27 protein-coding genes are annotated in these 26434 nt (G+C 63.2%); 17 read left to right on the top strand and 10 right to left on the bottom strand.

Annotation, left to right across the window (positions count from 1 at the left end):
• The first annotated feature begins 29 nt into the window (after positions 1–29).
• Entirely contained in the window at positions 30–374 is a 345-nt protein-coding gene (locus tag JQ616_RS11770) for a Lin0512 family protein (protein WP_212014469.1), read from the top strand.
• Positions 375–398: 24 nt separating this feature from the next.
• On the opposite strand, the gene JQ616_RS11765 is transcribed toward JQ616_RS11770, so the two are convergent.
• Positions 399–1247: an SDR family oxidoreductase gene (locus JQ616_RS11765; RefSeq protein WP_212014467.1), complete on the bottom strand. Its 849-nt coding sequence runs from the start codon at positions 1245–1247 to the stop codon at positions 399–401.
• Positions 1248–1539: 292 nt separating this feature from the next.
• Between JQ616_RS11765 and JQ616_RS11760 the strand changes: the two genes are divergently transcribed.
• Positions 1540–3651, top strand: coding sequence for a phospholipase D-like domain-containing protein (locus tag JQ616_RS11760; RefSeq protein ID WP_212014464.1), 2112 nt, complete (start codon positions 1540–1542; stop codon positions 3649–3651).
• Positions 3652–3799: 148 nt separating this feature from the next.
• Complete coding sequence (locus JQ616_RS11755) at positions 3800–4504, top strand: glutathione S-transferase family protein (RefSeq protein ID WP_212014462.1); 705 nt, start codon at positions 3800–3802, stop codon at positions 4502–4504.
• Between the two features lie 5 nt (positions 4505–4509).
• On the opposite strand, the gene JQ616_RS11750 is transcribed toward JQ616_RS11755, so the two are convergent.
• A complete protein-coding gene (locus tag JQ616_RS11750; protein WP_212014460.1) occupies positions 4510–5055 on the bottom strand; it encodes a disulfide bond formation protein B in 546 nt (181 codons plus the stop codon).
• 8 nt (positions 5056–5063) lie between these two features.
• Positions 5064–5222, bottom strand: coding sequence for a DUF5993 family protein (locus JQ616_RS11745; RefSeq protein ID WP_212014459.1), 159 nt, complete (start codon positions 5220–5222; stop codon positions 5064–5066).
• A 143-nt stretch (positions 5223–5365) separates the two neighbouring features.
• Between JQ616_RS11745 and JQ616_RS11740 the strand changes: the two genes are divergently transcribed.
• Positions 5366–6694, top strand: coding sequence for a dicarboxylate/amino acid:cation symporter (locus JQ616_RS11740; protein ID WP_212014458.1), 1329 nt, complete (start codon positions 5366–5368; stop codon positions 6692–6694).
• 318 nt (positions 6695–7012) lie between these two features.
• Positions 7013–7654, top strand: a complete 642-nt coding sequence (locus tag JQ616_RS11735; protein WP_212014457.1) for a glutathione S-transferase family protein — start codon at positions 7013–7015, stop codon at positions 7652–7654.
• Between the two features lie 104 nt (positions 7655–7758).
• On the opposite strand, the gene JQ616_RS11730 is transcribed toward JQ616_RS11735, so the two are convergent.
• Complete coding sequence (locus JQ616_RS11730) at positions 7759–8202, bottom strand: SRPBCC family protein (protein WP_212014456.1); 444 nt, start codon at positions 8200–8202, stop codon at positions 7759–7761.
• 93 nt (positions 8203–8295) lie between these two features.
• Positions 8296–9117, bottom strand: a complete 822-nt coding sequence (locus tag JQ616_RS11725) for an N-acyl homoserine lactonase family protein (protein ID WP_212014455.1) — start codon at positions 9115–9117, stop codon at positions 8296–8298.
• 102 nt (positions 9118–9219) lie between these two features.
• Here JQ616_RS11725 and JQ616_RS11720 point away from each other — a divergent pair, with 102 nt between their 5' ends.
• On the top strand, positions 9220–10113 hold the full coding sequence (locus JQ616_RS11720) for a LysR family transcriptional regulator (RefSeq protein ID WP_212014454.1): 894 nt from the start codon (positions 9220–9222) through the stop codon (positions 10111–10113).
• Between the two features lie 328 nt (positions 10114–10441).
• Here JQ616_RS11720 and JQ616_RS11715 read toward each other — a convergent pair whose 3' ends face one another.
• Both JQ616_RS11715 and JQ616_RS11710 read right to left on the bottom strand, forming a co-directional pair.
• The gene (locus JQ616_RS11715; RefSeq protein ID WP_212014825.1) at positions 10442–12166 is read right to left on the bottom strand and encodes an adenylate/guanylate cyclase domain-containing protein; all 1725 of its coding nucleotides are present in this window, start codon (positions 12164–12166) and stop codon (positions 10442–10444) included.
• A 326-nt stretch (positions 12167–12492) separates the two neighbouring features.
• On the bottom strand, positions 12493–14043 hold the full coding sequence (locus JQ616_RS11710) for a winged helix-turn-helix domain-containing protein (RefSeq protein WP_212014453.1): 1551 nt from the start codon (positions 14041–14043) through the stop codon (positions 12493–12495).
• A 164-nt stretch (positions 14044–14207) separates the two neighbouring features.
• Here JQ616_RS11710 and JQ616_RS11705 point away from each other — a divergent pair, with 164 nt between their 5' ends.
• The 4 genes from JQ616_RS11705 to JQ616_RS11690 all read left to right on the top strand — a co-directional run bounded on the left by JQ616_RS11705 (position 14208) and on the right by JQ616_RS11690 (position 17734).
• Entirely contained in the window at positions 14208–15248 is a 1041-nt protein-coding gene (locus JQ616_RS11705) for an alpha/beta fold hydrolase (RefSeq protein ID WP_212014452.1), read from the top strand.
• A 78-nt stretch (positions 15249–15326) separates the two neighbouring features.
• Positions 15327–15836: a cytochrome P460 family protein gene (locus tag JQ616_RS11700; RefSeq protein WP_212014451.1), complete on the top strand. Its 510-nt coding sequence runs from the start codon at positions 15327–15329 to the stop codon at positions 15834–15836.
• Between the two features lie 99 nt (positions 15837–15935).
• Positions 15936–16304, top strand: a complete 369-nt coding sequence (locus JQ616_RS11695; protein WP_212014450.1) for an ArsC family reductase — start codon at positions 15936–15938, stop codon at positions 16302–16304.
• 299 nt (positions 16305–16603) lie between these two features.
• A complete protein-coding gene (locus JQ616_RS11690) occupies positions 16604–17734 on the top strand; it encodes a sterol desaturase family protein (protein ID WP_212014449.1) in 1131 nt (376 codons plus the stop codon).
• A 233-nt stretch (positions 17735–17967) separates the two neighbouring features.
• Here the strand turns inward: JQ616_RS11690 and JQ616_RS11685 are convergent, their stop codons facing one another.
• Positions 17968–18585 carry a hypothetical protein gene (locus JQ616_RS11685; RefSeq protein ID WP_212014448.1) on the bottom strand — a complete coding sequence of 206 codons (618 nt, stop codon included), beginning with the start codon at positions 18583–18585 and terminating at the stop codon, positions 17968–17970.
• Positions 18586–18588: 3 nt separating this feature from the next.
• On the bottom strand, positions 18589–19191 hold the full coding sequence (locus JQ616_RS11680; RefSeq protein WP_212014447.1) for a PAS domain-containing protein: 603 nt from the start codon (positions 19189–19191) through the stop codon (positions 18589–18591).
• A gap of 340 nt (positions 19192–19531) precedes the next feature.
• Between JQ616_RS11680 and JQ616_RS11675 the strand changes: the two genes are divergently transcribed.
• The 7 genes from JQ616_RS11675 to JQ616_RS11645 all read left to right on the top strand — a co-directional run bounded on the left by JQ616_RS11675 (position 19532) and on the right by JQ616_RS11645 (position 26095).
• Positions 19532–20287 (top strand): ABC transporter ATP-binding protein, encoded by a 756-nt coding sequence (locus tag JQ616_RS11675; protein ID WP_050419084.1) that lies wholly within the window; start codon positions 19532–19534, stop codon positions 20285–20287.
• On the top strand, positions 20280–21023 hold the full coding sequence (locus JQ616_RS11670; protein ID WP_212014445.1) for an ABC transporter ATP-binding protein: 744 nt from the start codon (positions 20280–20282) through the stop codon (positions 21021–21023). The genes JQ616_RS11675 and JQ616_RS11670 overlap by 8 nt, the downstream gene beginning before the upstream one ends.
• 39 nt (positions 21024–21062) lie before the next feature.
• Positions 21063–22283 carry an ABC transporter substrate-binding protein gene (locus JQ616_RS11665; protein ID WP_212014443.1) on the top strand — a complete coding sequence of 407 codons (1221 nt, stop codon included), beginning with the start codon at positions 21063–21065 and terminating at the stop codon, positions 22281–22283.
• Between the two features lie 64 nt (positions 22284–22347).
• Entirely contained in the window at positions 22348–23211 is an 864-nt protein-coding gene (locus tag JQ616_RS11660) for a branched-chain amino acid ABC transporter permease (RefSeq protein ID WP_212014441.1), read from the top strand.
• Position 23212: 1 nt separating this feature from the next.
• Positions 23213–24181, top strand: coding sequence for a branched-chain amino acid ABC transporter permease (locus JQ616_RS11655; protein ID WP_212014440.1), 969 nt, complete (start codon positions 23213–23215; stop codon positions 24179–24181).
• Between the two features lie 164 nt (positions 24182–24345).
• Complete coding sequence (locus JQ616_RS11650; protein ID WP_212014439.1) at positions 24346–24990, top strand: DUF47 domain-containing protein; 645 nt, start codon at positions 24346–24348, stop codon at positions 24988–24990.
• A gap of 100 nt (positions 24991–25090) precedes the next feature.
• Positions 25091–26095 carry an inorganic phosphate transporter gene (locus JQ616_RS11645; protein ID WP_212014438.1) on the top strand — a complete coding sequence of 335 codons (1005 nt, stop codon included), beginning with the start codon at positions 25091–25093 and terminating at the stop codon, positions 26093–26095.
• Here JQ616_RS11645 and sugE read toward each other — a convergent pair whose 3' ends face one another.
• Positions 26096–26410: a quaternary ammonium compound efflux SMR transporter SugE gene (sugE, locus tag JQ616_RS11640; RefSeq protein ID WP_212014437.1), complete on the bottom strand. Its 315-nt coding sequence runs from the start codon at positions 26408–26410 to the stop codon at positions 26096–26098.
• Positions 26411–26434: the final 24 nt, after the last annotated feature.

The raw sequence follows: 26434 nt of genomic DNA, 5'->3' as shown, positions 1-26434 counted from the left end.
TCTCACGCCAACGACAACAGGAAAGTCTCATGACACGCGTGCGCTGTATCACCGAAATGGGCATGGGCGTCGACGTTCACGGCCGCGACGCCACCAAGGCTGCCAAGCGGGCGGTCTCGGACGCGATCCGCCATTCCAGCCTCGGTTTCTTCCGCATGCTCGGCAAGACCGCCAACGACATGTTCGTCGATGTCACAATCGCCGTTCCGAATCCCGAAGCAGTCGATACCGAAGCCGTCGCCAGGGAACTGCCCTATGGCACCAAGACCGTGAAGGCGATCGCGGGTGGGCTCGAGATTCCGTCCGATCTCGGCAATGACCCGATCCTGATCGCAAACGCCGCTGTCATCGTCAGCTTCGACGACGGGAAGTGACGAACGGGCGGCGGTGACCGGCGTTTATTCGCCGCCCCTGAAATAGTCCGGCTTGCCGGTGGTCCAGGTCTCGCCCCAATGCTGGCCGCCGCCGTCGACGGTCAGCATCTCACCGGTGATGAACTTGCCGGACGGCGCGGCGAGATAGACGGCGGCTTCGGCGATGTCCCAGGGCGTGCCCGGGCGCATCATCGGGTTGGAGCGCGGATAGGCGGCGCGTGCCGCCTCGCTGTAGACGTTCCAGCCCTCGGTCTCGATCGCACCGGGCGCGATGCAATTGATGCGGATGTTCAGCGGCGCCCATTCGACCGCCAGCGCGCGCGACAGCCCGATCACGCCGGAGCGCGCCGCGATCGAGTGCGCGATGCCGTAGAGGCCGTGTGTCGTGACCACGACGATATTGACGATGCTGCCGGGATGCGTGCGGTCGCGCCAGCGCTGCGCCGCGGCCTGCATCATGTACCAGGTGCCGTTGAGGTTGGTGTTGATGACCGCGTTCCAGCCCTTGATCGAGACGTCGATCGCGGCCTGCGGGAACTGGCCGCCGGCGCTGTTGACGAGATGATCGATGCGGCCGTGCTCGGCCCATAGCGCATCGAACATCGCGTTGACCGCATCGGCATCCCTGATGTCGGTGACATGCACGGAGGCCTTCAGGCCGCGATGGCCGAGATGATCGACAAGCGCGTCGAGCTTGTCGGCATTGCGCCCCGCAACAACGACGTGGGCGCCGAGCCGGGCGAACAGCCAGGCGATGGCGCGGCCGATGCCGCCGGCGCCGCCGGACACGACGACCACCTGACCGGCCAGCGCGTCGGCTGCGAACACCGTCGGATGCGTCGCGAGTTCGTCGTCGGAGAGGCCCAGAGGCATTCGTCGTCCGTGTCGGCTGGAGCGCTGTCGCGAGCCAATCTGTCCTATCGGCCGCCGACCGGCAAGGCCGCGCGGACCGCCAATACATTCGCGCGATCTGTGAATCATTTCACAGCTTTCGGTAGCAAATCCATTCAATATCTCGCGGAGCGGGGCGTTGGCGATTGTGCGGACCGGAAGCGCAGCGTCATCGTCGCGCGATCTGATTTGGGTATTCATTGATGCGGCCCCGGCAGACCTGCTGCGGGCTTCGATCTGCTTGATTCTCACAAACCGGATTTGAGGAGGCGTTATGAAAGCCGTTGCGTTCTCCAACAACGACATGGCCGTGGTCGCCTGGACCTTCGGCGGCAAGCTCAAGGATTGCCTCGGCTTCGCCGTGCACCGGATCGACGTCAAGGCGGGAACCGAAACCGTGCTGCCGGCGCTGGCCACGTTCAAGGGCGAGCAGGCGACCGAAGGTCGTACCACCGCCGACGATCCCGTCCAGAAGTTCTTCTGGAAGGATGTCTTCGCCAAACGCGGGGGCACCTACAAATACAAGATCGTGCCAATGACGGGCGCCCCCGGCAAGCTGACGCCCATGCCGTTCGGTCCGCTGGTCTCGAACCAGGTGCAGCTCAATCCGAACTACGGAACGCTGTCGGCATATTTCAATCGTGGCATCCTCGCGACTCAGGCCACCGCCCACAAGCTGACCGACGGATCGCCGGCGGGCGCGATGGTCGACATTCTGAAGGAGCGGATTGTCAAGATCGGCGATCAGTTGCGCGTCGACCTTGCCGGAGACATGATCAAGGCGCTCACCACGTTGCCCGATGAGGCGTTGAACTCAAACGGGGAGTTGCTGCTCGCGCTCTACGAATTCCAGGATCCCGAGCTGATCCAGCATTTTGCGGCGCTGCACAGCCGCGGCAGCCTGATCCTCTCCAACATGCCCAGCGGCAGCAAGAAGACCGGCGATCTCACCAACGACGCCTATGCCGAAGAGCGCCAGCAGATCAAGGCGGCCGGATTGACCGTCATTGACCGGTTCATGCCGAGCAACAGCATCGGCCACAACAAGTTCCAGGTGCTGGTCAACGGGACGCCGCAGGCGGTCCTGTTCGGATCGACCAATTGCACGTCGAACGCGCTGTGCGCGCAGACCAACAACACGATCATCGCGCGCTCGCCGGCGATGGCCCAGGCCTATGCCGACTACTGGAAGCGGCTGAAGCAGGACACCGTGCCGCCCGGCAATAACGGCAAGGCGCAGCAGGGGGCGCCGCTCCGCGGCGCTGACGGCACCAAGCTGCCGACCATCACGCTGGAAGACAACAGCGGCACCGTCGATCTCTGGTTCTCGCCGAACACGCCGCAGCGCCGCGCCAGCAAGCCCGGACCAAACGAGGCGACGCCGCCTGACATGCAGATGGTGTTCGACGCGATCGCCGGCGCCAAGCAGGCGATCGTGTTTCTGGTGTTCGAGCCGGGCTCGCCGAGCATCATCAACAAGATCGCCGACGCGTTGAAGGCGAAGCCTTCGCTGTTCGTGCGTGGCGCGGTCACCGCGCCGCAGGCGTCGGGCGCCTTCGCTGTCGGCATCACCGGCGGCGGCGCGGGGACCAAGCCGGCGAAGCGGCAGAAGGGCGATCCGCCATTGCCCGAGGATTACCGGGTGATCCATACCCGCGGCGTGACCAAGTCGGACGCGTTCGGGCAGTGGGAGGCCGAGCTGAACCAGGCGGGCCACGCCGTGATCCACGACAAGATCGTCGTGATCGATCCGTTCGACGATGATTGCGTCGTCATCACCGGCAGCCACAATCTCGGTTACAAGGCCTCCTACAACAACGACGAGAACATGGCGATCATCCGCGGCCACCGTGCGGTCGCGGAAGCCTATGCCGCACATTGCCTCGACGTCTACGATCACTACGCCTGGCGCTACTGGCTGCAAACCAGCCCCAACACGGCCTGGCATTTCCTCGCAACCGACGACAGCTGGCAGAACAGCTACTTCTCGACCGACAATCAGGTCAAATCCGCCGAGCTGTCGTTCTGGCTGTCGGCGACGCCGGCCGCGGATTCGTTGCCGACGCCGGTCGATCAGACCAGCACGCGCGCCCGCCCGGGCCTCCAAGCGGCGGTAGGTGGCGTCGCGCCGGCCATCGGCCCGCATGCCCGCGCGCCGCGCCGGCAAGGTGGCGCGACCAAGCACAGCTCGGCAGCCGGCCAGCCGAGGGCGGCCGCGGCCGCGCGCAGCAAGGCCGCGAAGACCCGGAAGTCGACAACCAGGACGGCGAAAGCCAAATCAGCCAAGGCCAAATCAGTAAAGACCAAGAAGGCGGCGAAAGCCAAGAAGCGGCGTGTGGCGGCTCGTCCTGCCAAGCGCGCAAAGACGAAACGCGCGAAGAAGTGATCGGTGTTCCGTCGGAGTGAGCCATCGGACGGGCGCTGCGGATCGCGCCCGAGCGCTGGATAATTGCGGAGGGGGCGGGCTTCAATCGGCGCGCCGGATCACCTAGATTGGTTCGGTCTCCCATCGCCCGCCCTCCGAAAGCTCATCCATGCCCGACCTGTCTGCCTTTCCGATCACGAAGCGCTGGCCCGCGCAGCATCCCGACCGCTTGCAGCTCTATTCGCTGCCGACGCCGAACGGCGTGAAGGTCTCGATCATGCTGGAGGAGATCGGGCTGCCCTACGAGGTCCACCTTGTCGACTTCAACAAGGACGACCAGAAGACGCCGGAGTTCCTGTCGCTGAATCCGAACGGCAAGATCCCGGCGATCCTCGATCCCAACGGTCCCGGCGGCAAGCCGCTGCCGTTGTTCGAATCCGGCGCGATCCTGCAATATCTCGCCGAGAAGACCGGCAAGCTGTTGCCGGCGGATGCGGCGCGCCGCTACCAGGCGATCGAGTGGGTGCACTTCCAGATGGGCGGCATCGGGCCGATGTTCGGCCAGGTCGGCTTCTTCCATAAATTCGCCGGCAAGGATTATGAGGACAAGCGGCCGTTGCAGCGCTACGTCGCCGAATCCGCGCGCCTGCTCGGCGTGATGGAGACGCATCTCACCGGACGGCAATGGTTCATGGATGACGAATACACCATCGCCGACATCTCGATGCTCGGCTGGGTGCGCAATCTGATCGGCTTTTACGGCGCGCGCGAGCTGGTCGAGTTCGACCGCTTCACCCACGTCGCGGCCTGGCTGGAGCGTGGTCTCAAGCGTCCGGCCGTGGAACGCGGCTTGAATATTCCGAAGCGTCCCTAGGCCGCCTACTTCAGCAGCTCATAGACGATCGGATTGTCGGCGCAGGCGCCGAAGCCGCATTCGAGCAGGGTGGAGAGCGCGTTCAGCGCCGTCAGCCCGATCACCAGCCACACCGCGCCTTGCGCGAACCGGCCGGGCGAGGCGCCCGGCGCCGCACGGTGATCGAACTGGCGGTCGAACAGCAGCATGGCGGCGAGCAGGACGATCGCCGCGATGAAGCCGATCAGCGCCCACGTATAATAATGATAGCCGAGCAGTGCCGACCCATAGCCGGTGTCGCCGGGCAGGATGTGCAGCAGCACCTGCCGGGTCGAGACAGACGCGCCGACCACCGCGGTCAGCAGCGACAACGCGTAATGGGTCGGCCGCGGTCCGAAGCGGATGTTCAGGATCGGTCCGACCGCCAGCAGCGCAAACAGCGTGCGTTGCAACAAGCACAGCGGGCAGGGCAGCTCGTGCAGCACGAGCTGCGCCGCAAAGGCCGCCGCCAGCAGCAGCGCGAGACCGTAGAGCGCCAGCGCATTCAGGGTCACTGCCTGGGTGTCGGTCATGGCTGGCCTCAGAACGACAGCGTGAGACGGTCGGTGGCGTGATGCAGCAAGGTTGCGATGCACGCAACCAGGATCACCGCGAACAATCCGATCGCGACCGGACGCGGACCACGCCAGGCCACCAGCATGGCGATGGTGATGGCGAGAAACAATGCGGTGAATTCCATCCTCAGCCTCCGGATGCGAGCCGGTCCTAGTCTATGACAGATTCGTGTGCGCGCGCGGCGGCCGCGAATGGCCATTGTCGCTTGCGTGCGGCTCCGCCAAGATGGCATCACCAGTCGAGTTCATTTCCAGCCCGGGGCACCTCATGACCACAGACGCGATCAAGCCCGCCGCCCATCGCACGCATCAGCCCTGGTACAAGATCCTTTACGTCCAGGTGCTGATCGCAATCTTCGCGGGGGTCCTGATCGGGCATTTCTATCCTGATCTCGGCAAGGCGTTGAAGCCGCTCGGCGACGGTTTCATCGCGCTGATCAAGATGATGATCGCGCCGGTGATCTTCTGCACCGTGGTCCACGGCATCTCCTCGATGGGTGATCTCAAGCGTGTCGGCCGCGTCGGGTTGAAGACCCTGATCTATTTCGAGGCGGTGTCCACGGTCGCGCTCGCATTCGGCCTTCTCGTCGGCGAATTGCTGCAACCGGGCCGAGGCTTCAACATCGATCCGTCGACCATCGATCCGAAGTCTGTCGCGACCTATGTCACCCAGGCGAAGGAGCAGGGCATCGTCGCCCATTTGATGGCGATCATCCCGGACAGTTATCTTGGTGCGGTGGCACGCGGCGACCTGTTGCAGGTGCTGCTGATCTCGATCCTGTCAGGGTTTGCCATCGCGCTGATGGGCCCGGCCGGCGAGCCGATCTCGGCGGCGATCGACAAGGCGGCCAAGATGTTCTTTGGCATCATCCGCATCATCGTCCGAGTTGCACCGATCGGCGCGTTCGGCGCGATGGCCTTCACGGTCGGCGCCTACGGCCTCGGTTCGCTCGCCAATTTGGCAGCGTTGATCGCCACGTTCTATCTCACCAGCATCCTGTTCGTGCTGATCGTGCTCGGCGCCATCGCACGGCTGGCGGGATTTTCCATCATCCGCTTCATCGCCTATATCAAGGACGAACTCCTGATCGTGCTCGGCACGTCGTCGTCGGAAACGGTGCTGCCGCAGTTGATCCAGAAGATGGAGCATCTCGGCGCCTCGCGCTCGGTGGTCGGTCTCGTGGTGCCGACCGGCTACAGCTTCAATCTCGACGGCACCAATATCTACATGACGCTGGCGACGCTGTTCCTGGCGCAGGCCACCAACACCCATCTGACGATCTGGCAGGAGCTCGGCATTCTCGGCATCGCGATGATCACCTCGAAGGGCGCCTCCGGCGTCACCGGCGCAGGCTTCATCACGCTCGCCGCGACGCTGTCGATCGTGCCTGACATTCCGATCCAGTCGATTGCGATCCTGGTCGGCATCGACAAGTTCATGAGCGAGTGCCGCGCGCTGACCAATCTGGTCGGCAACGGTGTCGCCTGCGTGGTGATCAGCCTGTCCGAGGGCGAGCTCGACAAGGATGCATTGCACGAAACCATGGCGCATCCGATCCAGCTCGGCGAGGCGCTGGAGCCGGGCGGCACCGGCTAGCGCAAGATGAGATCATGGGGCCGTCGCAGGGGGCGCGGCCAAAAATATCGAAAACAACCCCATGCACAGTAGCCGGCGACGGCCGACGTTCGGCCACGCAACTTGACATGTCGGGCAACTCAAGGATATTATTCTAATATTCCGAAATCGCGCAAGCCTCCGCTCGCCCCGAGGCTTGTCACCCAAGCCATGTCGCACAAAGGCATGTCGCACATGCGCGCCAAGCCTTGCGTGCATGTTGCGCCATCGATGGTCCGTTGCGCGACGGGCTTACCTCTGCGAGTTAGGCCATCCAGCCCAATCCAGGAGCGCTCAACGATGCTCACCGTCTATGGCGAAGGTCGCGGCTTCCGCGTCGTTTGGCTGCTCGAGGAATTGAAATTGGCTTATCGGCTGCGCCCGGTCGATCTGCGTGCAGTCGAGAATGATCGCGGTTTCCTCGCCATCAACCCCGCCGGTTTCATTCCCGTATTGCAGGACGGCGAGACGATCATGGTCGAATCGATCGCGATTCTCGAGTACCTGCTCGCCCGATACGGCTCAGGTGCGCTTGCCGTCGCCCCCGATGATCCCGCCTTCGCGTCCTATCTGCAATTTCTCCACTTGGGCGAAGCGGGGCTCGCCGGGCCGATGAACGCCGTCATTGTCGGTCGCCAGCTGGCGCCCGAAGCCGAGCGAGAGGCCCGGGCGACCCAGTGGGCCCTCGAGACCTTCGAGAGCCGGCTGGGGTTCGTGATCCGCCGCCTCGCGGAATGCCCCTATCTTGCCGGCGACCGATTCACGGCTGCCGACATCTCGGTGAGCTACGCCCTGCTGCTCGGCCTGCGAACCGGCAACTACGTCCCTGGTTCTGCCGAGCGGGACTATCTCGCCCGCACGACGGCACGCCCGGCCTACATCAGGGCGATGGACAACTGCCAGGCTACCAAGGCCTGGGCGGCGAGATCGCCGGGGTTATAGTGCTCGCTTCATCGGAGCGGCCTGCGCTGGAGCAGTGCTGCGCGAGCACGTCAGCAGTTCGAAAATCCAACGATGAAATGTCACGATGCCGCCTGGACGTGCAGTCACTGAGCAGATCTCTCAATGAGGCGCTTCAGTATTTCAAGATTGGCCCGCATGCCCTTCTTGAACAGCGTGTTGGCGAGCGGCGCGAACAACGCAATGGCGCCTGTCAATCCTTCGCCGCTTATCGACCCTGTCAGATGAAGCCGGGTACCACCATCGCTCGGTGACAATCGATAGCAATAGCTGAAAGGCGTTGGTCCGTTGACGCTGGCGATTGTCAAAAGATCAGGCTCGCGAAATTCGGTGACTTCGACGGTGTTGTCGATCGCCTTGCCGCCGATCTCGCGTTTGAACTGAAACCGGCTCCCTTGGCCCGTTGGGCCGGAGGAGATGAGATCGACTGACCGCACCGCCTCATACCAGAGCGAGCAAGCCTCTATATCCTTGAGGTAATCAAAGACAGTTGCGACGGGGCGATCGATTTGAATGTCGATATCGAACATGGTGAACCTCAACTTTGCTATTCGGCCAATTGCGGTCATCCGGGCGTATGTCTTGGCGAAAACGCCAAGGCCTCCGTTCGCTCGCCGTTCCGACTAGCTCGTCGCCACCGCCAACTGCCGGTTGGCAAGGCGCTCGGCCGACTCCGGATCATGCGTCGGCAAATAGATGGTCGGGCGGCTTTGCGCGAACGCCTTGATGGCATTGAGCGTTGCTATTGAGAGCTCCCGATCGCTGCCGACGCCGTCCGGAGTGGCTGACAGCATGAGCGCCTGATTGTAGGAGGTGTCGCCGGCGAGGAATATCGCGGTGTCGCCATCCAGGACGATCACGGACATGTGGTCTGGCGTGTGCCCCGGCGTCGCCACCGCAACAACATCGCCGGCTTTCGTAAGGCGCAGACTCCGATCGAACGAGCCGAAATTCTCTTTGGGCAGCTCGATCGGCGTCGGGTCGAACCACTTGGGCCAACGCTGCGGAAGATAGCCTCGAAGCTGGCCAAGCAGTCCGCGCCCCCGCGCATATTCCCCAGCTGTTACAATAATTTCGGTATCGGGGAAATGCGCGATGCCGGCATCATGATCCATGTGCAAATGCGTCAGCACGACTTTCTTCACATCGCGGGCACGGATTCCCAAGGCGCGGAGTTGCGGCCCAATTTCCTGCTCGGGCTCGATCTGGAAGCCGACCTCCCATCGCACATAGGGATGGAGTGAGCGTCCATGCTCCAACAGATAGGTCCCTTGGCCGCTGTCAACGACAATAACGCCTTCAGGATGCTCTATCGCCCACGCGAATGTCGGCACCCAGTCGGTCCAATTCGGATCGCGGAAGATGTCGATGAAGCCGTGGCCTCGGCCCGCAACCTGGGCGGTTTTGATTTTGACGGTGCCGGTTTGGATCGCATGGATGCGCATCTGAAGCCTCCGGTTTGGATGAAAGTGCCGGTAAACCCAAAATGCGCGCTGCCCCGGGTAAATGGAATTGTCGAAGGTTCTTGAGTGGGTATACAAGAATGCATGGACAAGAACCCAGGCTGGGAACTCTACAGGTCATTTCTGGCGGTGCTGCGCGACGGCAGCCTCTCGGGTGCGGCGCGCTCGCTCAACCTCACGCAGCCGACAGTCGGCCGGCACATCCGTGAGCTGGAGGTCATTCTCGGCGTGCCGCTTTTCACGCGCGCCCCGGATGGCTTACGGCCGACCGCGGCGTCCGTCTTTGCACAGCCACACGCGTTGGCGATGGCGGCGGCTGCCGAGACATTGTTGAGGACCATTTCCGGAACAGCGGACCAGCCGCGCACGGTTGTCCGCATCGCCGCCTCGGAGATCGTGGCGGCGGAGATCCTTCCAGCCATTGTCATGACGTTGGAGCGGAGTCTGCCGGGACTGGTCGTCGAGATATCGGCATCGGACCGAACGGAGGACTTGCTGCGGCGAGATTGCGATATTGCTATTCGCATGGCGAGGCCGACACAGTCCAATCTCGTCGCGCGCAAGGTCGGCCAGGCTCGGTTGGGTTTTTATGCGCACCTGAGTTACGTGCAAAAGAACGGCAAACCGTCTGATCTCCAAGAGATGAATCCGCATCGTCTAGTCGGCTTTGATCGCGAGACGGAGGCCGTCCGCGCTTTACACCGGCTTGGACTGCCATTGAAGCGAGACGACTTCACGCTGCGATCCGACAATCACCTCGTTCAGTTGGCTGCTATCAGGGCGGGATTGGGAATTGGAATCTGCCAATGCGCCGTCGCACGTAAGGATTCCGCGCTCGTTCATATCCTGCCCGAGGCGTTCTCACCGCGCCTCGATGTTTGGGTCGCCAAGCATCAAGATCTGCGCAATAGCCGGCCTATGCGATTGATGTTCGATCATCTGGTCGACGCGCTGAAGGCGGCCTATCAGCACGGGTGAAGCCGTAAACATCCGACCTGCAGCTGAATTTGTCACTCTTCCCAATAGCACACGGTCGGGGGCGGGTGAATCATGGGCAACGAACTCAATGACGAGGAGTTGGCTGCCGTCAAGCCTATGCTGCTGAACAAGGGCGATCCGAGCGTCAGCTATGCACGTTGATGTGCATGAACGCGTAGTTGTCCGGAAATGCGTGTTCCATTCGTATCGTGCTACGACCGAATCCGGGTCGGTTTTCTCACTCAGCACGGGACGCTCCGGCCCAAGCTCGCCGCCGGTCGTCTCCGCTACGGAGGCGACCGGCGCGGGTGGATGGCGGTCGGCGCTGCTACTTGTGCTCCATCTGCCAGGAGCCGTCCCAATCGGCGGGCGGCGGGCTAGATCGAAATTGGTCGATGCGCTTCAACAAGAGTAACGATGGGCCGTCTTCCGGAAAATCCTTCAGGACTTCCCTGAAGTTAGATTCCGCTTCGTCCCAGCGGCAACCTCTGTAGGCGGCCAGGCCGTTCTTATAGTGGGACCGCAGCAATTCTTGCTGCTTGGTAATTTCTCCACGTTTTGCCATCACTTCGAAGACGGCCTGTGGGACGCTCTGTCCGACCACTGCCAGGTAATCGATCTCTCGCAGCTCAAGCGCGTTTCCGAGGGCCGCGGCAGTGGCTTGGGAGATCAGGATTCGGCATCCATAGACCTTGTTGACGGCCTCGAGCCGCGAAGCAAGATTCACGGTATCGCCCATGACGGTGAAGCTCATCATCAGATCCGAGCCGATGCTTCCCGCCAAGACTTCGCCGGTCGCAATGCCTATGCGGATGTCGCACTCGGCAGGGATGACTCGAACGCCCAGGAGTTCCGGCAGTTCCTGCCTCAAGGTCGGCACGCGCTCAACCATGTCGGCAGCAGCGAGGCATGCGAGCCGCGCCTGATCGCCCTCCTCAATGAAAGGGGCGCCCCAGTATGCCATGATGGCATCGCCAATATACTTGTCGATCACGCCTCGATGTTCCCGCACCGGCTCCGACATCATGGTCAGATAGCAGTTCATGACCTTGACGAGCCCCTGAGGGGTCATACCCTCACTCATCGAGGTGAAGCCCTTCATGTCGCAGAACATCACGGTCATGATCCGGCGTTGGCCCTCAGTCTCTTCGCGTCGATCGATCAGTCCTTCTGCAATCCTTGGATCGATATATCGACCGAATGTCTCCCGGATACGCGCGTTTCGACGAAGTTGTTCAACCATCCGATTGAAGGCGGCCGATAGTTGGCCTATTTCATCCTTCGTGGAAACGCGGATCAATTGATCAAGTCGTCCAGCTTCGATTTCTCTCGTTCCGTCCAGCAATTGTCGCACCGGCCGCGTGATGCCGCTCGCGACGAGAAGTGCCAAGCCGAGGCCAAGTATCGCCGCGAGAGCCGTGACAATGGCGGATATGGTGATTGTCTGCTGCTGATTTCGAATGACGGTGGAAATGCTGGCAGACACCTGGGATCGCATGTCGACGCGAATCGCGTCGATTTTCTGGGTAAATTGATCGCGTAGTGCATCCACTTTCGTCAGAACCGCGCGCGCCTCCGGGAATTCCTTGGCGTCGAGATGTTTCAATAGCTTCGCGTCTTCCTCATCGAGGCGCTGGCGAAGCTCCGTCATCGCATTTTCGATTCGGTTTTCGATGCGAGCCAAACCCGCATTGTCCGACGGCGTACGGGTGTCGTCTATGATTGCGTTGATCAATTTGCGCGCGGACACCGTCTCTTGCTCGACCTCACTATCTTTCTCCTGGAACGCACGCAGCCTTGCGGCATACCCCTGATCGTCCGGGGGGACTTGCATCCTTGCGATCACCATTCGGCGCAGCGCAAGCGCCCGTTCCAACGACAGGATATTGGCTCGCGCCAGGTGGCTGTAAGCGGGAATGTACCGGTCCGTCAGTTCCTGGAGCAGATACCCGACTTGTGCGGACATCACCATCGACAACACGGACGTGATCACCATCAGGACAATTAGTCCAAGGGCGATCCCGACGATCTTTCGCCTGATCGACGCAAACATCGACGACAGACCTAACTGACGTCGAGTCTGACTAGCGAGTTCGGTCGTCGTGCTGGTCATGACACCGTGTTCCACGGTTGCGCTACTAGCTAAAGGACCGAACCCGGTCGATGGCGAGGTTGCAGGACATTGCTCTGGGGATTGACCGCGCATGGCGGCCGGCATTCCAACCTCGAGCGTCGTGGTGTTTTGCCGGTCCCCACCGCAGAACGGGCCGTGTTGTGGACCCCAGATTCGCGTCTTACGCGGACGTCAGCTTGACGTAGATCAATGGCACGACTGGACGTTGGCCGGGTGCATTTGATCGTTGCGTCCTCAGAGCGCCGTCAGTCCGGGACGCCGGCAGCCTTGAGGGTCTCGCGGTAGGTCGCGGACATCGATTGCACCGGGAATGGGATCCGGGACAGGAAGCCGGAGATCGTGAACTCCGGATCGACCTTGAGCAGTTCGCGCGCGATCTGGGTCGCGCGCTCGCGCTCGCCGGTCTTGACCAGCGCCACGATCAGGACGCGCAGGGCGACCGCGAAGCGGCGGTTCTGCGCCAGTGCCTTGTCGGCCCACATGACCGCCTCGGCAAAATTCTGGTCGAGCACGGCGCAGATCGCCAGCGCCGCGGAGGCGAACCAGCCGCGGGGGTCGCGCGGGTTCAGCCGTTGCGCGCGCTCGACCATGGCGCGGCCATCCTTCTGGTTACCGCGCATCGCCTCGATCCAGCCGCCGAGCACCAGCGCCATCGCCGAGTTCGGGTTGATCGCGAGCGAGCGCTCGAACAATTCGCGCGCGGGCTCGATCTCGTCGGCCATGTTCCAGATCGCGAACGCCGCCATCCACAGCACCTGCGGATCACCGGGCGTCAGCTCGACCGCGCGCCAGGCCTGCGCGACTGCGCGCTCCCGATAGGCGTCGTTCGGCTTCAGCCAGCCCTGGACATGGCGCATCGCATGGCAATAGGCCGATGCCGCCAGCGCCGGCGCGTAATTCGGATCGAGCGCCAGCGCCTGGTCGAGGCAATCGAGCGCGGCTGCCATGCTCTCGGGCGTGAATTCGTAGCGCAGACTGTAGGCGCGCAGCAGCAGATCGTAGGCGTCGAGCTTGCCGGGCGGGGCCGCCCGCACCCGCTCGGCCTCGGCGACCAGCATGGTTGGCTCGATCGCGCCGACCACGTTCTCGGTGATGCGGTCCTGCAAGTCGAACACATCAGTCGCGGCGCCGTCGAACCGGTCGGCCCACAGATGCGCGCCGGAGGTGGCGTCGATCAGCTGCCCGGTGATGCGCAAGCGATCGCCGCCGCGGCGGACGCTGCCCTCGAGCACATAGCCGACGCCGAGCTCGCGCCCAACCTGGCGGATATCGACCGCCTTGCCCTTGTAGGTGAAGGCGGAGTTGCGCGCGATCACGGTGAGGCGGCTGCACCGCGCCAGCGCGGTGGTGATGTCCTCGGCGATCCCGTCGGCGAAATAATCCTGCTCGGGGTCGCCGCTCATGTTGGTGAAGGGCAGCACCGCGATCGACGGGCCCTCGCTCGGCCGCGTGCTGGCGTTGTTCGCGACCGGATGAGCGGTCGCGCTGTCCTCCCTGACATCGCCGACGAAGCGGAGACCTTTGCGGGGCAGGGTGCGGATCAGCCGCTGCGCCTCGCCATTGTCGCCGATCGCGGTCCGCGCCGCGTTGACCCGGCTGCTCAGCGTCGCCTCCGAGACGATCCGGCCGTGCCAGACCGCGGCCAGCACCTCGTCGCGGCTGACCACGCGGTCGCGGGCGCGGATCAGGAATTCCAGGAGGTCGAAGACCTGCGGCTCGACCGCCACCAGGGCAGCGCCGCGGCGCAGTTCCCTGCGCTCGGAATCGAGGGTCAAGTCGTTGAAATGGTAGGTCAAATCCGATAGTCCGGCGGCCGGCGGCTGAATCCGGGGCGGAACCTAGCACAGGCCGCCCGGAGCCAAAATCACGACGGTCTGAAGGACAAATCCACGTCCTCTGAAAGCGGACGGGGGCGGTCTCTGCAATATTCAATCCCGACACCAGAGTTAAGGAGATCGCCATGTCCCAATCCATCAATCAACAACGCCGCAACTTCCTCGGCATCGCCGGCGGGATCCTCGCCGCGTCCGGGTTCGGCTTGATCGGATCGGCCAGCGCGCAGTCCAAGGCGGCGGCGCCCGCGGTCAAGGCCGGCGGCCACACCACGATCGGCCCGGTGAAGCAGATCAATGCCGGCGTGCTCGATACCGGCTATGTCGAGATGGGTCCGGCGTCAGGTCCCGCTGTCATCCTGCTGCACGGCTGGCCCTACGACATCCACAGCTATGCCGACGTCGCACCGGCGCTGGCCGATGCCGGCTATCGCGTGATCGTGCCGCATCTGCGTGGCTACGGCACCACGCGCTTCCTCTCCAGCGATACCAAGCGCAGCGGCCAGCCGGTCGCGGTGGCCGCCGACATCATCGCGCTGATGGACGCCCTGAAGATCGAGAAGGCGGTGCTCGGCGGCTATGATTGGGGTGCGCGCACCGCCAACATCATGGCGGTGCTCTGGCCCGAGCGCTGCAAGGCCATGGTGTCGGTGAGCGGCTACCTGATCGGCAGCCAGGCGGCCGGCAAGATGCCGCTGCCGCCGAAGGCCGAGCTGCAATGGTGGTACCAGTTCTATTTCGCGACCGAGCGCGGCCGCGAGGGCTATGCCAAGAACCGGCACGACTTCAACAGACTGATCTGGCAGCTCGCCTCGCCGCAGTGGAAGTTCAACGACGCCACCTATGACCGCAGCGCAGCCGCGTTCGAGAACCCGGACCATGTCGAGATCGTGATCCACAATTACCGCTGGCGGCTCGGCATCGCCGAGGGCGAGGCGAAGTACGACGCCTTCGAGAAGATGCTGGCGCAGGCGCCTGTGATCGCGATCCCGACCATCACGATGGAGGGCGATGCCAACGGCGCGCCGCATCCGGAGCCTGCCGCCTACGCCAAGAAGTTCTCCGGGCATTACGAGCATCGGCAGCTCGCCGGCGGCATCGGCCACAATCTGCCGCAGGAAGCGCCGCAGGCCTTCGTGCAGGCGATCGTCGACGTCAGCAAGGCCTAGAGCGTTTTCGAGCGAAGTGGATGCCGGCTCGCGTGAAGAGAACGCGTCAAACGAGAATCGAGAGCGCGGATAGATATCATGAGACAGGTTGTGAAATGGGCAGCTGCCGCGATCGCGGCAGCCTGCATCAGCGCGTCAGTGCCGTTTGCCGTCGGGCATGCCGATGACGCGGCACTGGCATCGCCGATCTTCGGCGTGAAAATTCCCGACGGCTATCGCGATTGGAAGCTGATCGCGGTCGGCGAGGAGACCGGGTTCGACGAGCTGCGCAGCGTGCTCGGCAACGCGACCGCGGTGAAGGCCTATCAGGACGGCGCCGCGCGTTTCCCCGACGGCACCGTGCTGGTGAAGCTCGCCTGGAAGCGCAAGCCGGTTGCGGGCCTCAACGGCGCCTTCGTCACGGGGCCTGCGACCACGGTCCAGGTCATGGTCAAGGACAGCGCCAAATATGCCGCGACCGGCGGCTGGGGCTTTGGCCGCTTCATCGACGGCAAGCCGGTCGATGCCGCCCAGCACGAGACGTGTTTCGCCTGCCATGAGGCCCACGCCAGCGATCACGATTTCGTCTTCACGCACTACGCACGCTGAGCACCGGCAAGATCGATGTGGAGATCGGCGCGGCGCGATCTGGCGCGGCGATGGCTGCGGGGCTAGTTTCCCCGCAGCAATCGCATCCGGGGAACGGCTTTGACCATCACCATCTACGGCATCAAGAACTGCGACACCATGAAGAAGGCGCGCGCCTGGCTCGACGAGCACGGCGTCGCCTACGACTTCCACGACTACAAGACCGCAGGGATCGCCAAGGACAAGCTCAAGCAGTGGAGCGAGGAGGTCGGCTGGGAGACGCTGCTCAACCGTGCCGGCACCACCTTCAAGAAGCTGCCCGATGCCGACAAGGAAGGCCTGAACGAACGCAAGGCGCTGGCGCTGATGGCCGAGCAGCCGTCGATGATCAAGCGGCCGGTGCTCGATCTCGGGCCGAAGCGCGTCGTCGGCTTCAAGCCGGATATCTATGCCAAGGAAGTGCCGGCGAAGGCGCGCAAGAAGGGCTGATGCGTTCGGCGTGAGCCAGGCTTATTGATAAGCACCAGCAGTCCGATGTCCGTTTCCGGAGAACAAGCTGAGTGATCAGTTTCTACTGAAATTTGGTCACGTCACCTTCAGCAATCGTTATCCAATTCAAGAGCCCAGCGCGGGCTTCGCAATGCCCGCAAGTCCGGCAATGGACCCAAGCGGACTTTGACTTCTGGCAATCTTAACTCTTGTCGGCTATCTACGCACCCTAGCGTTGGATTTGAGAAAACTCTCGCGCTGTGCTGATGCGCTTGAGAATCTTTGTTGGGAGACCGTTGATGGCTCAAGAAAGTTCGAGGCCGCGCATCGGCGAAGGGCGCATCGGCAGTTCTCTCTGCGCCGCGATCGGCGTGCTCAGCGTCGCCGCGGTGCTGTGCCTGCGCTACCCCGCCTTTCTCACGACGCCTGAGCTGCGCGTCCATTACGACGTCGAGCTGCTCCGCCTCACCCTCGCGATCGCCATGGTCGTCGGTGCCTGGCTCGGCGTCATCGGGATCGTGCTTGGCGGCCCGCGGGTGCCCGCTGCGATCGGCCTCAGCGCGCTTTTCCTCGCCACGCTGCTTGGCGGGCCCTACGTGCCGACACCGGATTTTCTGCAGCCGCGCTTCTATCTCGGCCTCGACTGGCTGGTGCTCGATCTATTCTTCACCGGCGCAGCATTCGTGTTGCTCGAGTGGGTCTTCCCACGGGTGCGGCCGGAGCAAGGGCCGCTCAGCCCCGGCTGGAGGCTCGATCTCGCGTATTTCGGCGTCAACCACCTGCTGATTGGCATCTTCCTGGTGGTCTCGACACATTTTGCCCATGACTATTTCGCCTGGGCGATCAGCCCGTGGCTGCAGGCGCATGTCGTGGCCCTGCCGGCGATCGTCCGTTTCGTGCTGATGATCCTGGCGGCCGATGCAGTCGAATACATCTCCCACCGCGCCTATCACGAGGTGCCGTGGTTGTGGCGAATCCATGCGGTCCATCATTCGCCCGAACACATGGACTGGCTCTCGGGATCGCGCCTCCATTTCTTCGAGCCATTGGCAACGCGCGCCCTGGTGCTGGTGCCGATCGTCCTGCTCGGCTTCCCGCAGGACACGATCTTCGCCTATCTCATTTTCATCTCTGTGCAATCGGTGCTGATCCATTCAAACATCAAGATGGATGTTGGCTGGCTGCGCTACCTAATCGTCACGCCGCAATTCCATCACTGGCACCACGCGTCGGACGCCGAGGCCATCGACAAGAACTACGCGGCGCATACGCCGCTGTTCGATATGCTGGGCGGAACCTGGCACCTGCCCAAAGACCGCTGGCCGGTCAACTACGGTACGGTGAAGCCGATCCCCGGCGGCATGCTCGGCCAGTTCGTGCACCCCTTCGTCGGGCCGGTGAAGGAATTCCTCGAACATCGGAATCCATGAAGCGGCGTATTCCGCCGTCGCCAGCACGAGAGTCGCAGCCTGTTTGCTCACTGGGGAAAATCGGCTGGGCGACCGGGTGGAGCGCGCCGTCCATGTCCGAGTCGACGTCCGTAGCGGACACAGCTGAGGCTGCGGCTGAGGTTTGCCTTTGGCCCGAAACCGACATGCCATGGTCGCCCGAAGATGTCTGGCTTGAGGGTAGGGCCGACATGGCGGATTTATAGGGATGCGCCCTAGATCAGCTCGACCGAATCCTGGCTCGCCGGACGATCCGCCGGCACGAACCTGCGATCGATCACCGCCCGCACCGTGACGACCGGGACCGACTTCGGCGTCACGCCCATCAGATTGTGCAGCCGGAAGCCGCCCTCGATGCTGATCGCCTTGTAGGAGCCGATGATGTGCTCGATGTTGTCGCCACGTCCGAACGGCAGCAGCAGCCGTTCATAGGAGACATCCTTGCCGTCGGCGTCGGTGACCTCTGCGACCGTATAGGTCGGGCGCTTTCGCTCGAGGCAGGCGCGGTAGGACCGGATCACGCCGGCGTAGCGCTCGGGACCAATCGCATCATCGAGATAGCGGTTGGTGCGCAGCCGCGGCTCGACATGCTCGTTGCCATAGGCGGTGGTCAGCCGGGCGCCTTCCTGCGTGATGATGAAACGGGCGGCGTCGCCGCTGCCCTCGACGTCAAAGCCCATCATGTCGGCGCGCTCATCGGCGCCGCCGTCGGTGTGGAAATCGCCGAGCGTGGGAAGCGCGTCCGGCGTGCGTAGCGCGCGCAGCCAGGCATTCAGCAGCACCCGCTGCGTGATCGATCTGATCACCGATGGATCGGCGCTCTTGAACGGCATGGGCTAGCCGAATTCAACCACATCCGCGGGCGGGATGCGGCCGGGCGGACGGTGGAACAGGTCGCGGTCGATGATCGCGCACAGCTTGAAGTTCGGCAGCGCGTCGTTGCCGCGCATCAAATTGCGGATCTCGAAACTGCCGTGCTCGCTGATCGTCTTCAGTGACGCGACGAGATGAGTCACAGCATCGCCATCCGAGAACGGCAGCAGCAGCCGCTCATAGGCCACGACATGACCGTAGATGTCGTCGATATCGGTGATGGTGTAAGCGGGCAGCCGCCGCGCGATGCATTCGCGGTAGACCGGCATCACGACCGGCGCGAGCCGCGGTCCGAGATAGTCGTCGAGCAGGCGGCCCTTGCCGCTATGTCCGTAGGCGGTGGCCATCCGCGTGCCGTCGCTCTCGATCGTCAGTTGCGGCGGCTGCATCGTCGCGTCGACGGTGAAGAACACGGTGTCCGGCAGATCGTCCTCGATCCGTTCCGGCTGAAATTCATCGAAGCGGGGGAGGGTCTGAGCGCGGGCATAAAGCCGCAGCCACGTGTTCAGGAAATCACGTTGCCGGATCGACTTGACGACGGAGGAATTGGCGCTCTCGAAATGCAAGGCTGTAGCCGTTCATCATGTAATGGCCAAAGCTTCGGCGAGAAGGCGGAAATATTCTATGAAAGGGAAAGTCCGGAGCAAAACAGCCTTAATGGCGACTTTCCGAGGCGCAAAGCGCGCTCAAATACCATTCGACTAAGGATCAACCGGAACATCCCGTGCCGATACTGCACTGCACAGCTTTCCACCTTGCGTAACCGCCGCAGATGACGGCATATTCCGGCCCGGAGGCGACAGGCCCCCGGACGGTTTCCAAGACGTACGGACAACCTGTCGGACACGAAAAAAGCTGGCCACGCGGGCGAGGCGCTTCGCGGCGATGGCGTATGGGGGAATCTATTTGGCCGATGAGTTCATTCTCGAAACCAGCGGACTGACCAAGGAATTCGCGGGTTTCTTCGCCGTTCGCGACGTCGCGCTGAAGGTGCGTCGCGGCAGTATCCATGCGTTGATCGGGCCCAACGGCGCCGGCAAGACGACCTGTTTCAATCTGCTGACCAAATTCCTGAAGCCGACGGGCGGGCAGATCCGCTACAAGGGCCAGGACATCACCGCGATGCCGCCGGCCGACGTGGCGCGGCTCGGGCTGGTCCGCTCGTTCCAGATTTCGGCGGTATTCCCGCATCTGACCGCGCTGGAAAACGTGCGTGTGGCGCTGCAGCGCCAGCACGGTTCGTCATTCGATTTCTGGCGCTCCAAGAGCGTGCTCGACCGCTTCAATCCGCGCGCCCATGAGCTCTTGAACGACGTCGGCCTGAGTGAATTCGCCAACACGCCCGCGGTCGAGATGCCATATGGCCGCAAGCGCGCACTTGAAATTGCAACGACGCTCGCGCTCGACCCCGAGATGATGCTGCTCGATGAGCCGATGGCCGGCATGGGCCACGAGGACATCGACAAGATCGCGGCGCTGATCAAGCGGATCTCGGCCAAATACACCATCCTGATGGTCGAACATAACCTCTCGGTGGTGGCCAACCTCTCCGACATCATCACCGTGCTGACGCGCGGGCAGGTGCTGGCGGAGGGCAACTACGCCGACCTCTCCAAGGACGAGCGCGTGAAGGAAGCCTATCTGGGAGCGGGTCATGGCTGAAGCACAACTGGCGGAAAAACCCGTCGCTGCGACCGGCGCCGAGGTGCTGACGGTCAAGGACCTGCAGGCCTGGTACGGCGAATCGCACATTCTTCACGGCATCAATTTCAACGTGAAAGCCGGCGAGGTGGTGACGCTGCTCGGCCGCAACGGCGCCGGCAAGACCACCACGCTGAAGTCGATCATGGGCGTCATCAACAAGCGCGCCGGCTCGATCCGCTTCGACAACAAGGAGATCATCCGCGCCACGTCGGACAAGATCGCGCGGATGGGAATCGCGTTCTGCCCCGAAGAACGCGGCATCTTCTCCAGCCTCGATGTGAAGGAGAACCTGCTGCTGCCGCCGGTGGTGCGGCCGGGCGGGCTGCCGCTCGACCAGATCTTCACGCTGTTTCCCAACCTGAAGGAGCGTCTCACCAGCCAGGGCACCAAGCTCTCGGGCGGCGAGCAGCAGATGCTGGCGATCGCGCGCATCCTGCGCACCGGCGCGCGCTTCCTGATGCTGGACGAGCCGACCGAAGGCCTTGCGCCGGTCATCATTCAGCAGATCGGGCACACCATTGCGCGCCTGAAATCGCAGGGCTTCACGATCCTTTTGGTCGAGCAGAATTTCCGTTTCGCCTCGACCGTTGCCGACCGCTACTACATCGTCGAGCACGGCAAGGTGATCGACGGCTTCGCCAATTCCGAGCTGTCCGCCAACATGGACAAGCTGCATACCTATCTCGGCGTTTGATCGCCCGAGCCAGAAAATTTAAGGACTGAGGGAATCCCCATGAAGAACACGATTTCTGCGCTTCTGCTCGGCACCGCGATGGCGCTCAGTGTGGCGAGCATTGCCTCCGCCGACGACAAGGTCGTCAAGATCGGCGTGTTGTCGGATCAGTCCGGCCTCTACGCGGACCTCGCCGGTCCCGGCTCGACGCTGGCGGCGCAGATGGCGATCGAGGATTCCGGCCTCAAGGCCAAGGGCTGGACCATCGACCTGATCTCCGGCGATCACCAGAACAAGCCCGATATCGGCACCACCATTGCCCGCCAGTGGTTCGACGTGGACAAGGTCGACACCATCGTCGACGTGCCGAATTCCGGCGTCGCGCTCGCGGTGAATAACGTTGTGAAGGAAAAGAACGGCGTCTACATCAATTCGGGCGCCGCGACCTCGGACCTCACCAACGCGCAGTGCTCGCCGAACACCGTGCACTGGACCTACGACACCTACATGCTCGCCCACGCCACCGGCCAGGCGCTGGTGAAGGCGGGCGGGGACACCTGGTTCTTCCTGACCGCGGACTACGCGTTCGGCGCGGCGCTGGAGCGCGACACCACCGCGGTTGTCCTCGCTAACGGCGGCAAGGTGGTCGGTAGCGTCAAGCATCCGCTCAACACCGCTGACTTCTCCTCGTTCCTGCTGCAGGCGCAGGCCTCCAAGGCCAAGATCATCGGCCTTGCCAATGCCGGCGGCGACACCACCAACTCGATCAAGCAGGCGGCCGAGTTCGGCATCGTCAAGGGCGGCCAGAAGCTCGCCGCGCTGTTGCTGTTCCTCACCGACGTCAAGGCGATTGGCCTGGAGACTGCGCAGGGCCTCAACTTCACCGAGACGTTCTACTGGGACCTCAACGACAACACCCGTGCCTTCTCCAAGCGCTTCTCGGAGAAGATGAAGAGCGGCGCGCCCCCGACCATGGTGCAGGCCGGCGTCTATGCGGGCTTGATGCATTACTTCAAGGCGCTCGAAGCGCTCGGCGGCAATCCGCATGACGGCGCCAAGGTGGTCGCCAAGATGAAGACGATCCCGACCGACGATCCGCTGTTCGGCAAGGGCGAGGTCGAGGCCAACGGCCGCGTCACCCACGACGCCTATCTGTTCGAGGTGAAGAAGCCGTCGGAGTCCAAGGGGCCGTGGGACTTCTACAAGCTGGTCGGCACCGTGCCGGGCAACCAGGCCTTCACGCCGCTCGACAAGAGCACCTGTGCGCTTCTGAAGAAGTGACGATCATGCCCGCCGGCCATCCGCGTGGCCGGCGGGCTTCATCTATCCAGCGAAAGCTCATTCGATGCAGGCTCTCTACGCACAGCTTCTGGTCGGACTGATCAACGGCTCGTTCTACGCGCTGCTCAGTCTCGGGCTTGCCGTCATCTTCGGCATGCTCAACATCATCAATTTCGCGCATGGCGCGCTCTACATGATGGGCGCCTTCGTGGCGTATTTCCTGCTCAATCTGGGCGGCATCAACTACTGGTGGGCGCTGCTGATCGCACCCATCGTGGTGGGCGTCTTCGGCATGATCCTCGAGCGCACCATGCTGCAATGGCTGGCCGGGCTCGACCATCTCTATGGACTGCTCTTGACCTTCGGCATCGCGCTGATCGTGCAGGGCGTATTCCAGAACTATTTCGGCTCCTCCGGCCTGCCTTACTCGATCCCGGATCAGCTCAAGGGCGGCGTCAATCTCGGCTTCATGTTCTTACCCGTCTATCGCGGCTGGGTCGTGATCTTCTCGCTGGTGGTGTGCCTTGCCACCTGGTTCCTGATCGAGAAGACGCAGCTCGGCGCTTATCTGCGTGCGGCGACCGAGAACCCGACGCTGGTGCGGGCGTTCGGCATCAACGTGCCGCGCATGATCACGCTGACCTACGGGCTCGGCGTCGGCCTTGCCGCGCTCGCCGGCGTGCTGTCCGCGCCGATCAACCAGGTCCGGCCGCTGATGGGCGCCGATCTCATCATCGTGGTGTTCGCGGTGGTCGTGATCGGCGGCATGGGCTCGATCATGGGCTCGATCATCACCGGCTTCGCGCTCGGCGTGATCGAGGGACTGACCAAGTATTTTTATCCCGAGGCCTCCAACACCGTGGTGTTTGTCCTGATGGTGGTGGTGTTGCTGGTGAAGCCAACGGGACTGACGGGACGGGCGGCTTGATATGTCAGCATTGACCGACGATACACTTCCGGTGACGCCGCGCGCGATGCGCGACGAGATGATCGTATTCGCCGCGATGGCGGCGCTGCTGGCGGTGGTGCCGTTCACGGGGATCTATCCCTTCTTCGTGATGCAGGCGCTATGCTTTGCGCTGCTGGCCTGCGCCTTCAACCTGCTGATCGGCTATGGCGGCCTGCTGTCATTCGGCCACGCCATGTTCCTCGGCACCGCCGGCTACGTCTCTGCGCACGCGCTGAAGGTGTGGAACCTGCCGCCGGAGCTCGGCATCGTGGTCGGCACCGCGGCCGCGGCCTTGCTCGGCCTCGTCACCGGCTACATCTCGATCAAGCGGCAGGGCATCTACTTCTCGATGATCACGCTGGCGCTGTCGCAGCTGCTTTACTTCCTGTATTTGCAGGCGCCGTTCACCCATGGTGAAGACGGCATCCAGGGCATCCCCCAGGGGCACTTGTTCGGGATCTTCGACCTCTCCAAGCCGCTCGTGCTATATTATGTCGTGCTGGTCGGATTCCTCGCCGGCTTCCTGCTGATCTACCGCACCATCAACTCGCCGTTCGGCGAGGTGCTGAAGTCGATCCGCGAGAACGAGCCGCGCGCGATCTCGCTCGGCTACAAGACCGACCAGTACAAGCTGCTCGCCTTCATCCTGTCGGGCACGCTGGCGGGCTTTGCCGGCTCGCTGAAGGTGTTCGTGGCGCAGAACGCCTCGCTCACCGACGTGCACTGGTCGATGTCCGGTGAAATCGTGCTGATGACGCTGGTCGGCGGCCTCGGCACCATTTTCGGCCCGGTGGTCGGCGCGTTCGTGATCATTGCCATGCAGCAATATCTCGCCGGTTTCGGCCAGTGGGTGACGGTGATCCAGGGCGTGATCTTCGTGTCCTGCGTGCTGCTGTTCCGCCGCGGCCTGGTCGGTGAGCTGGCCCATCTGCTCAGGCGGTCGCTGTAAGGGCAGGGCGGGCACGAGCGCGCGCGCCCCGCGATTTTCGACCGACATAGCGGTGGACGACCGCCCGTTCGGGCGGTCGTTTCCGGTGTTTTCCCCGCCAGATGCTCTATGACAGTTCTGTGACAGTCGCTAAAAGGGCTGTCCCGGAATGATGGAACTGAGACATGCTGCGCTGGTTTCGCGCCTTCCTGCCCAAGGAAGAGCGGTTTTTCGAGCTGTTTGCCCGCCACGCCCAGACCTCTGTGCAGTGCTCCTTGGCGCTGCAGGACATGCTGAAGGGCGGGGATGAGACCCCGGTCTTCTGCCAGCGCGTCAATCAGTTCGAGAACGACGCCGACAGCGTCACCCGCGAGGTGCTGACCGCGGTTCGCCGCACCTTCATCACCCCGTTCGACCGCAGCGACATCAAGAACCTGATCACCGCAATGGACGACGCGGTCGACCAGATGCAGGCGACCGCCAAGGCGGTGATGTTGTTCGAGGTGCGCGAGTTCGAGCCGCCGATGCGCGAGATGGGCACCCTGATCGTCGAATGCGCCAATCTGGTCGTCCGTGCGCTGCCTCTGTTGCAGTCGATCGGCCAGAACGTCTCGATGCTGACCCAGATCACCGAGGAACTGACCAAGCTCGAGGGCCGGGTCGATGATCTCCAGGATATCGGGCTCAAGGAATTGTACCTGAAGCACCGCGACGCCAACACGATGGACTTCATCGTTGGCGCGGAGATCTACGACCATCTCGAGAAGGTGGCCGACCGCTTCGACGACGTCGCCAACGAGATCAACTCCATCGTGATCGAGCAAGTGTGAGCATGATCCGGAAAAGTGTGGAGCGGTTTTCCCTGCGACAAACGCGACGCGTTTGCGCGGAGATCATGCTCAAGAAAACACAATAGAGCGGGGCTATCACGTGGACGCCACGCTGGGTCTTCCGGTTCTGACCATCCTGATCGCGGTCGCGCTGCTGTTCGACTTCCTGAACGGGCTGCACGATGCCGCGAACTCGATCGCGACCATCGTCTCGACCCGGGTGCTGCGGCCGCAATATGCGGTGTTCTGGGCGGCGTTCTTCAATTTCGTCGCCTTCGCGGTGTTCGGCCTGCACGTCGCCAACACCATCGGCACCGGGATCATCGATCCGGCGGTGGTGGATGCCACCGTGATCTTTGCCGCGCTGGTCGGCGCGATCGTCTGGAACGTGATCACCTGGGCGCTCGGCATTCCCTCATCGAGCTCGCACGCGCTGATCGGCGGCCTGGTCGGCGCCGGCATGGCGAAGGCGGGCATTTCAGCGGCGGTATGGGGCGGACTCACCAAAACCTTGCTCGCGATCGTGCTGTCGCCGCTGGTCGGCTTCCTGCTGGCGCTGGTGCTGGTCGCGATCGTGTCCTGGCTCTCGGTGCGCTCGACGCCGTTCGCGGTCGATCGCGCCTTCCGCATCCTGCAATTCGCCTCGGCCTCGCTGTATTCGCTCGGCCATGGCGGCAACGACGCGCAGAAGACCATGGGCATCATCGCCGTGCTGCTCTACTCGCAGGGCCATCTCGGCGACACCTTCAGAATCCCGTTCTGGGTCGTGCTGGCCTGCCAGAGCGCGATGGCGCTGGGCACGCTGATGGGCGGCTGGCGGATCGTCCGCACCATGGGGCTGCGGATCACCAAGCTGACGCCGATGCAGGGGTTCTGCGCCGAGACCGGCGGCGCCGCGACGCTGTTCATCGCGACCTATCTCGGGGTTCCCGTCTCGACCACCCACACCATCACCGGCGCCATCGTCGGCGTCGGCGCCGCACGGCGGCTCTCCGCCGTGCGCTGGAACGTGGCGAGCTCGATCGTCTACGCCTGGGTGATCACGATCCCGGCGTCGGCCGCGGTCGCCGCCGCGACCTATTGGGCCGTTCAGATTTTGAAGTAATTAACCGACGAGTTTCAGCCCGACGATGCCGGACACGATCAGCCCGATGCTGGCCAGCCGCATCGCGGTCGCGGGTTCACCGAGCAGGATTATGCCGAGCGTTGCGGTACCGACCGCGCCGATCCCGGTCCAGACCGCGTAGGCGGTTCCAATCGGCAGCGTCTTCAGCGCGAGGCCGAGCAGCAGCACGCTGCCGGCCATCGCCGCCAGCGTCAGCACCGACGGCACCAGCCGCGAGAAGCCTTCGGTGTATTTCAGCCCGATCGCCCAGCCGATCTCGAGCAGGCCTGCGGTGAACAGAATGGCCCAAGCCATGACGAACCCTCCGGATAAGGCAGG

Source organism: Bradyrhizobium tropiciagri, from assembly GCF_018130545.1.
Classification (GTDB): domain Bacteria; phylum Pseudomonadota; class Alphaproteobacteria; order Rhizobiales; family Xanthobacteraceae; genus Bradyrhizobium; species Bradyrhizobium tropiciagri_A.
This window is presented reverse-complemented; position numbering and strand designations above follow the sequence as displayed.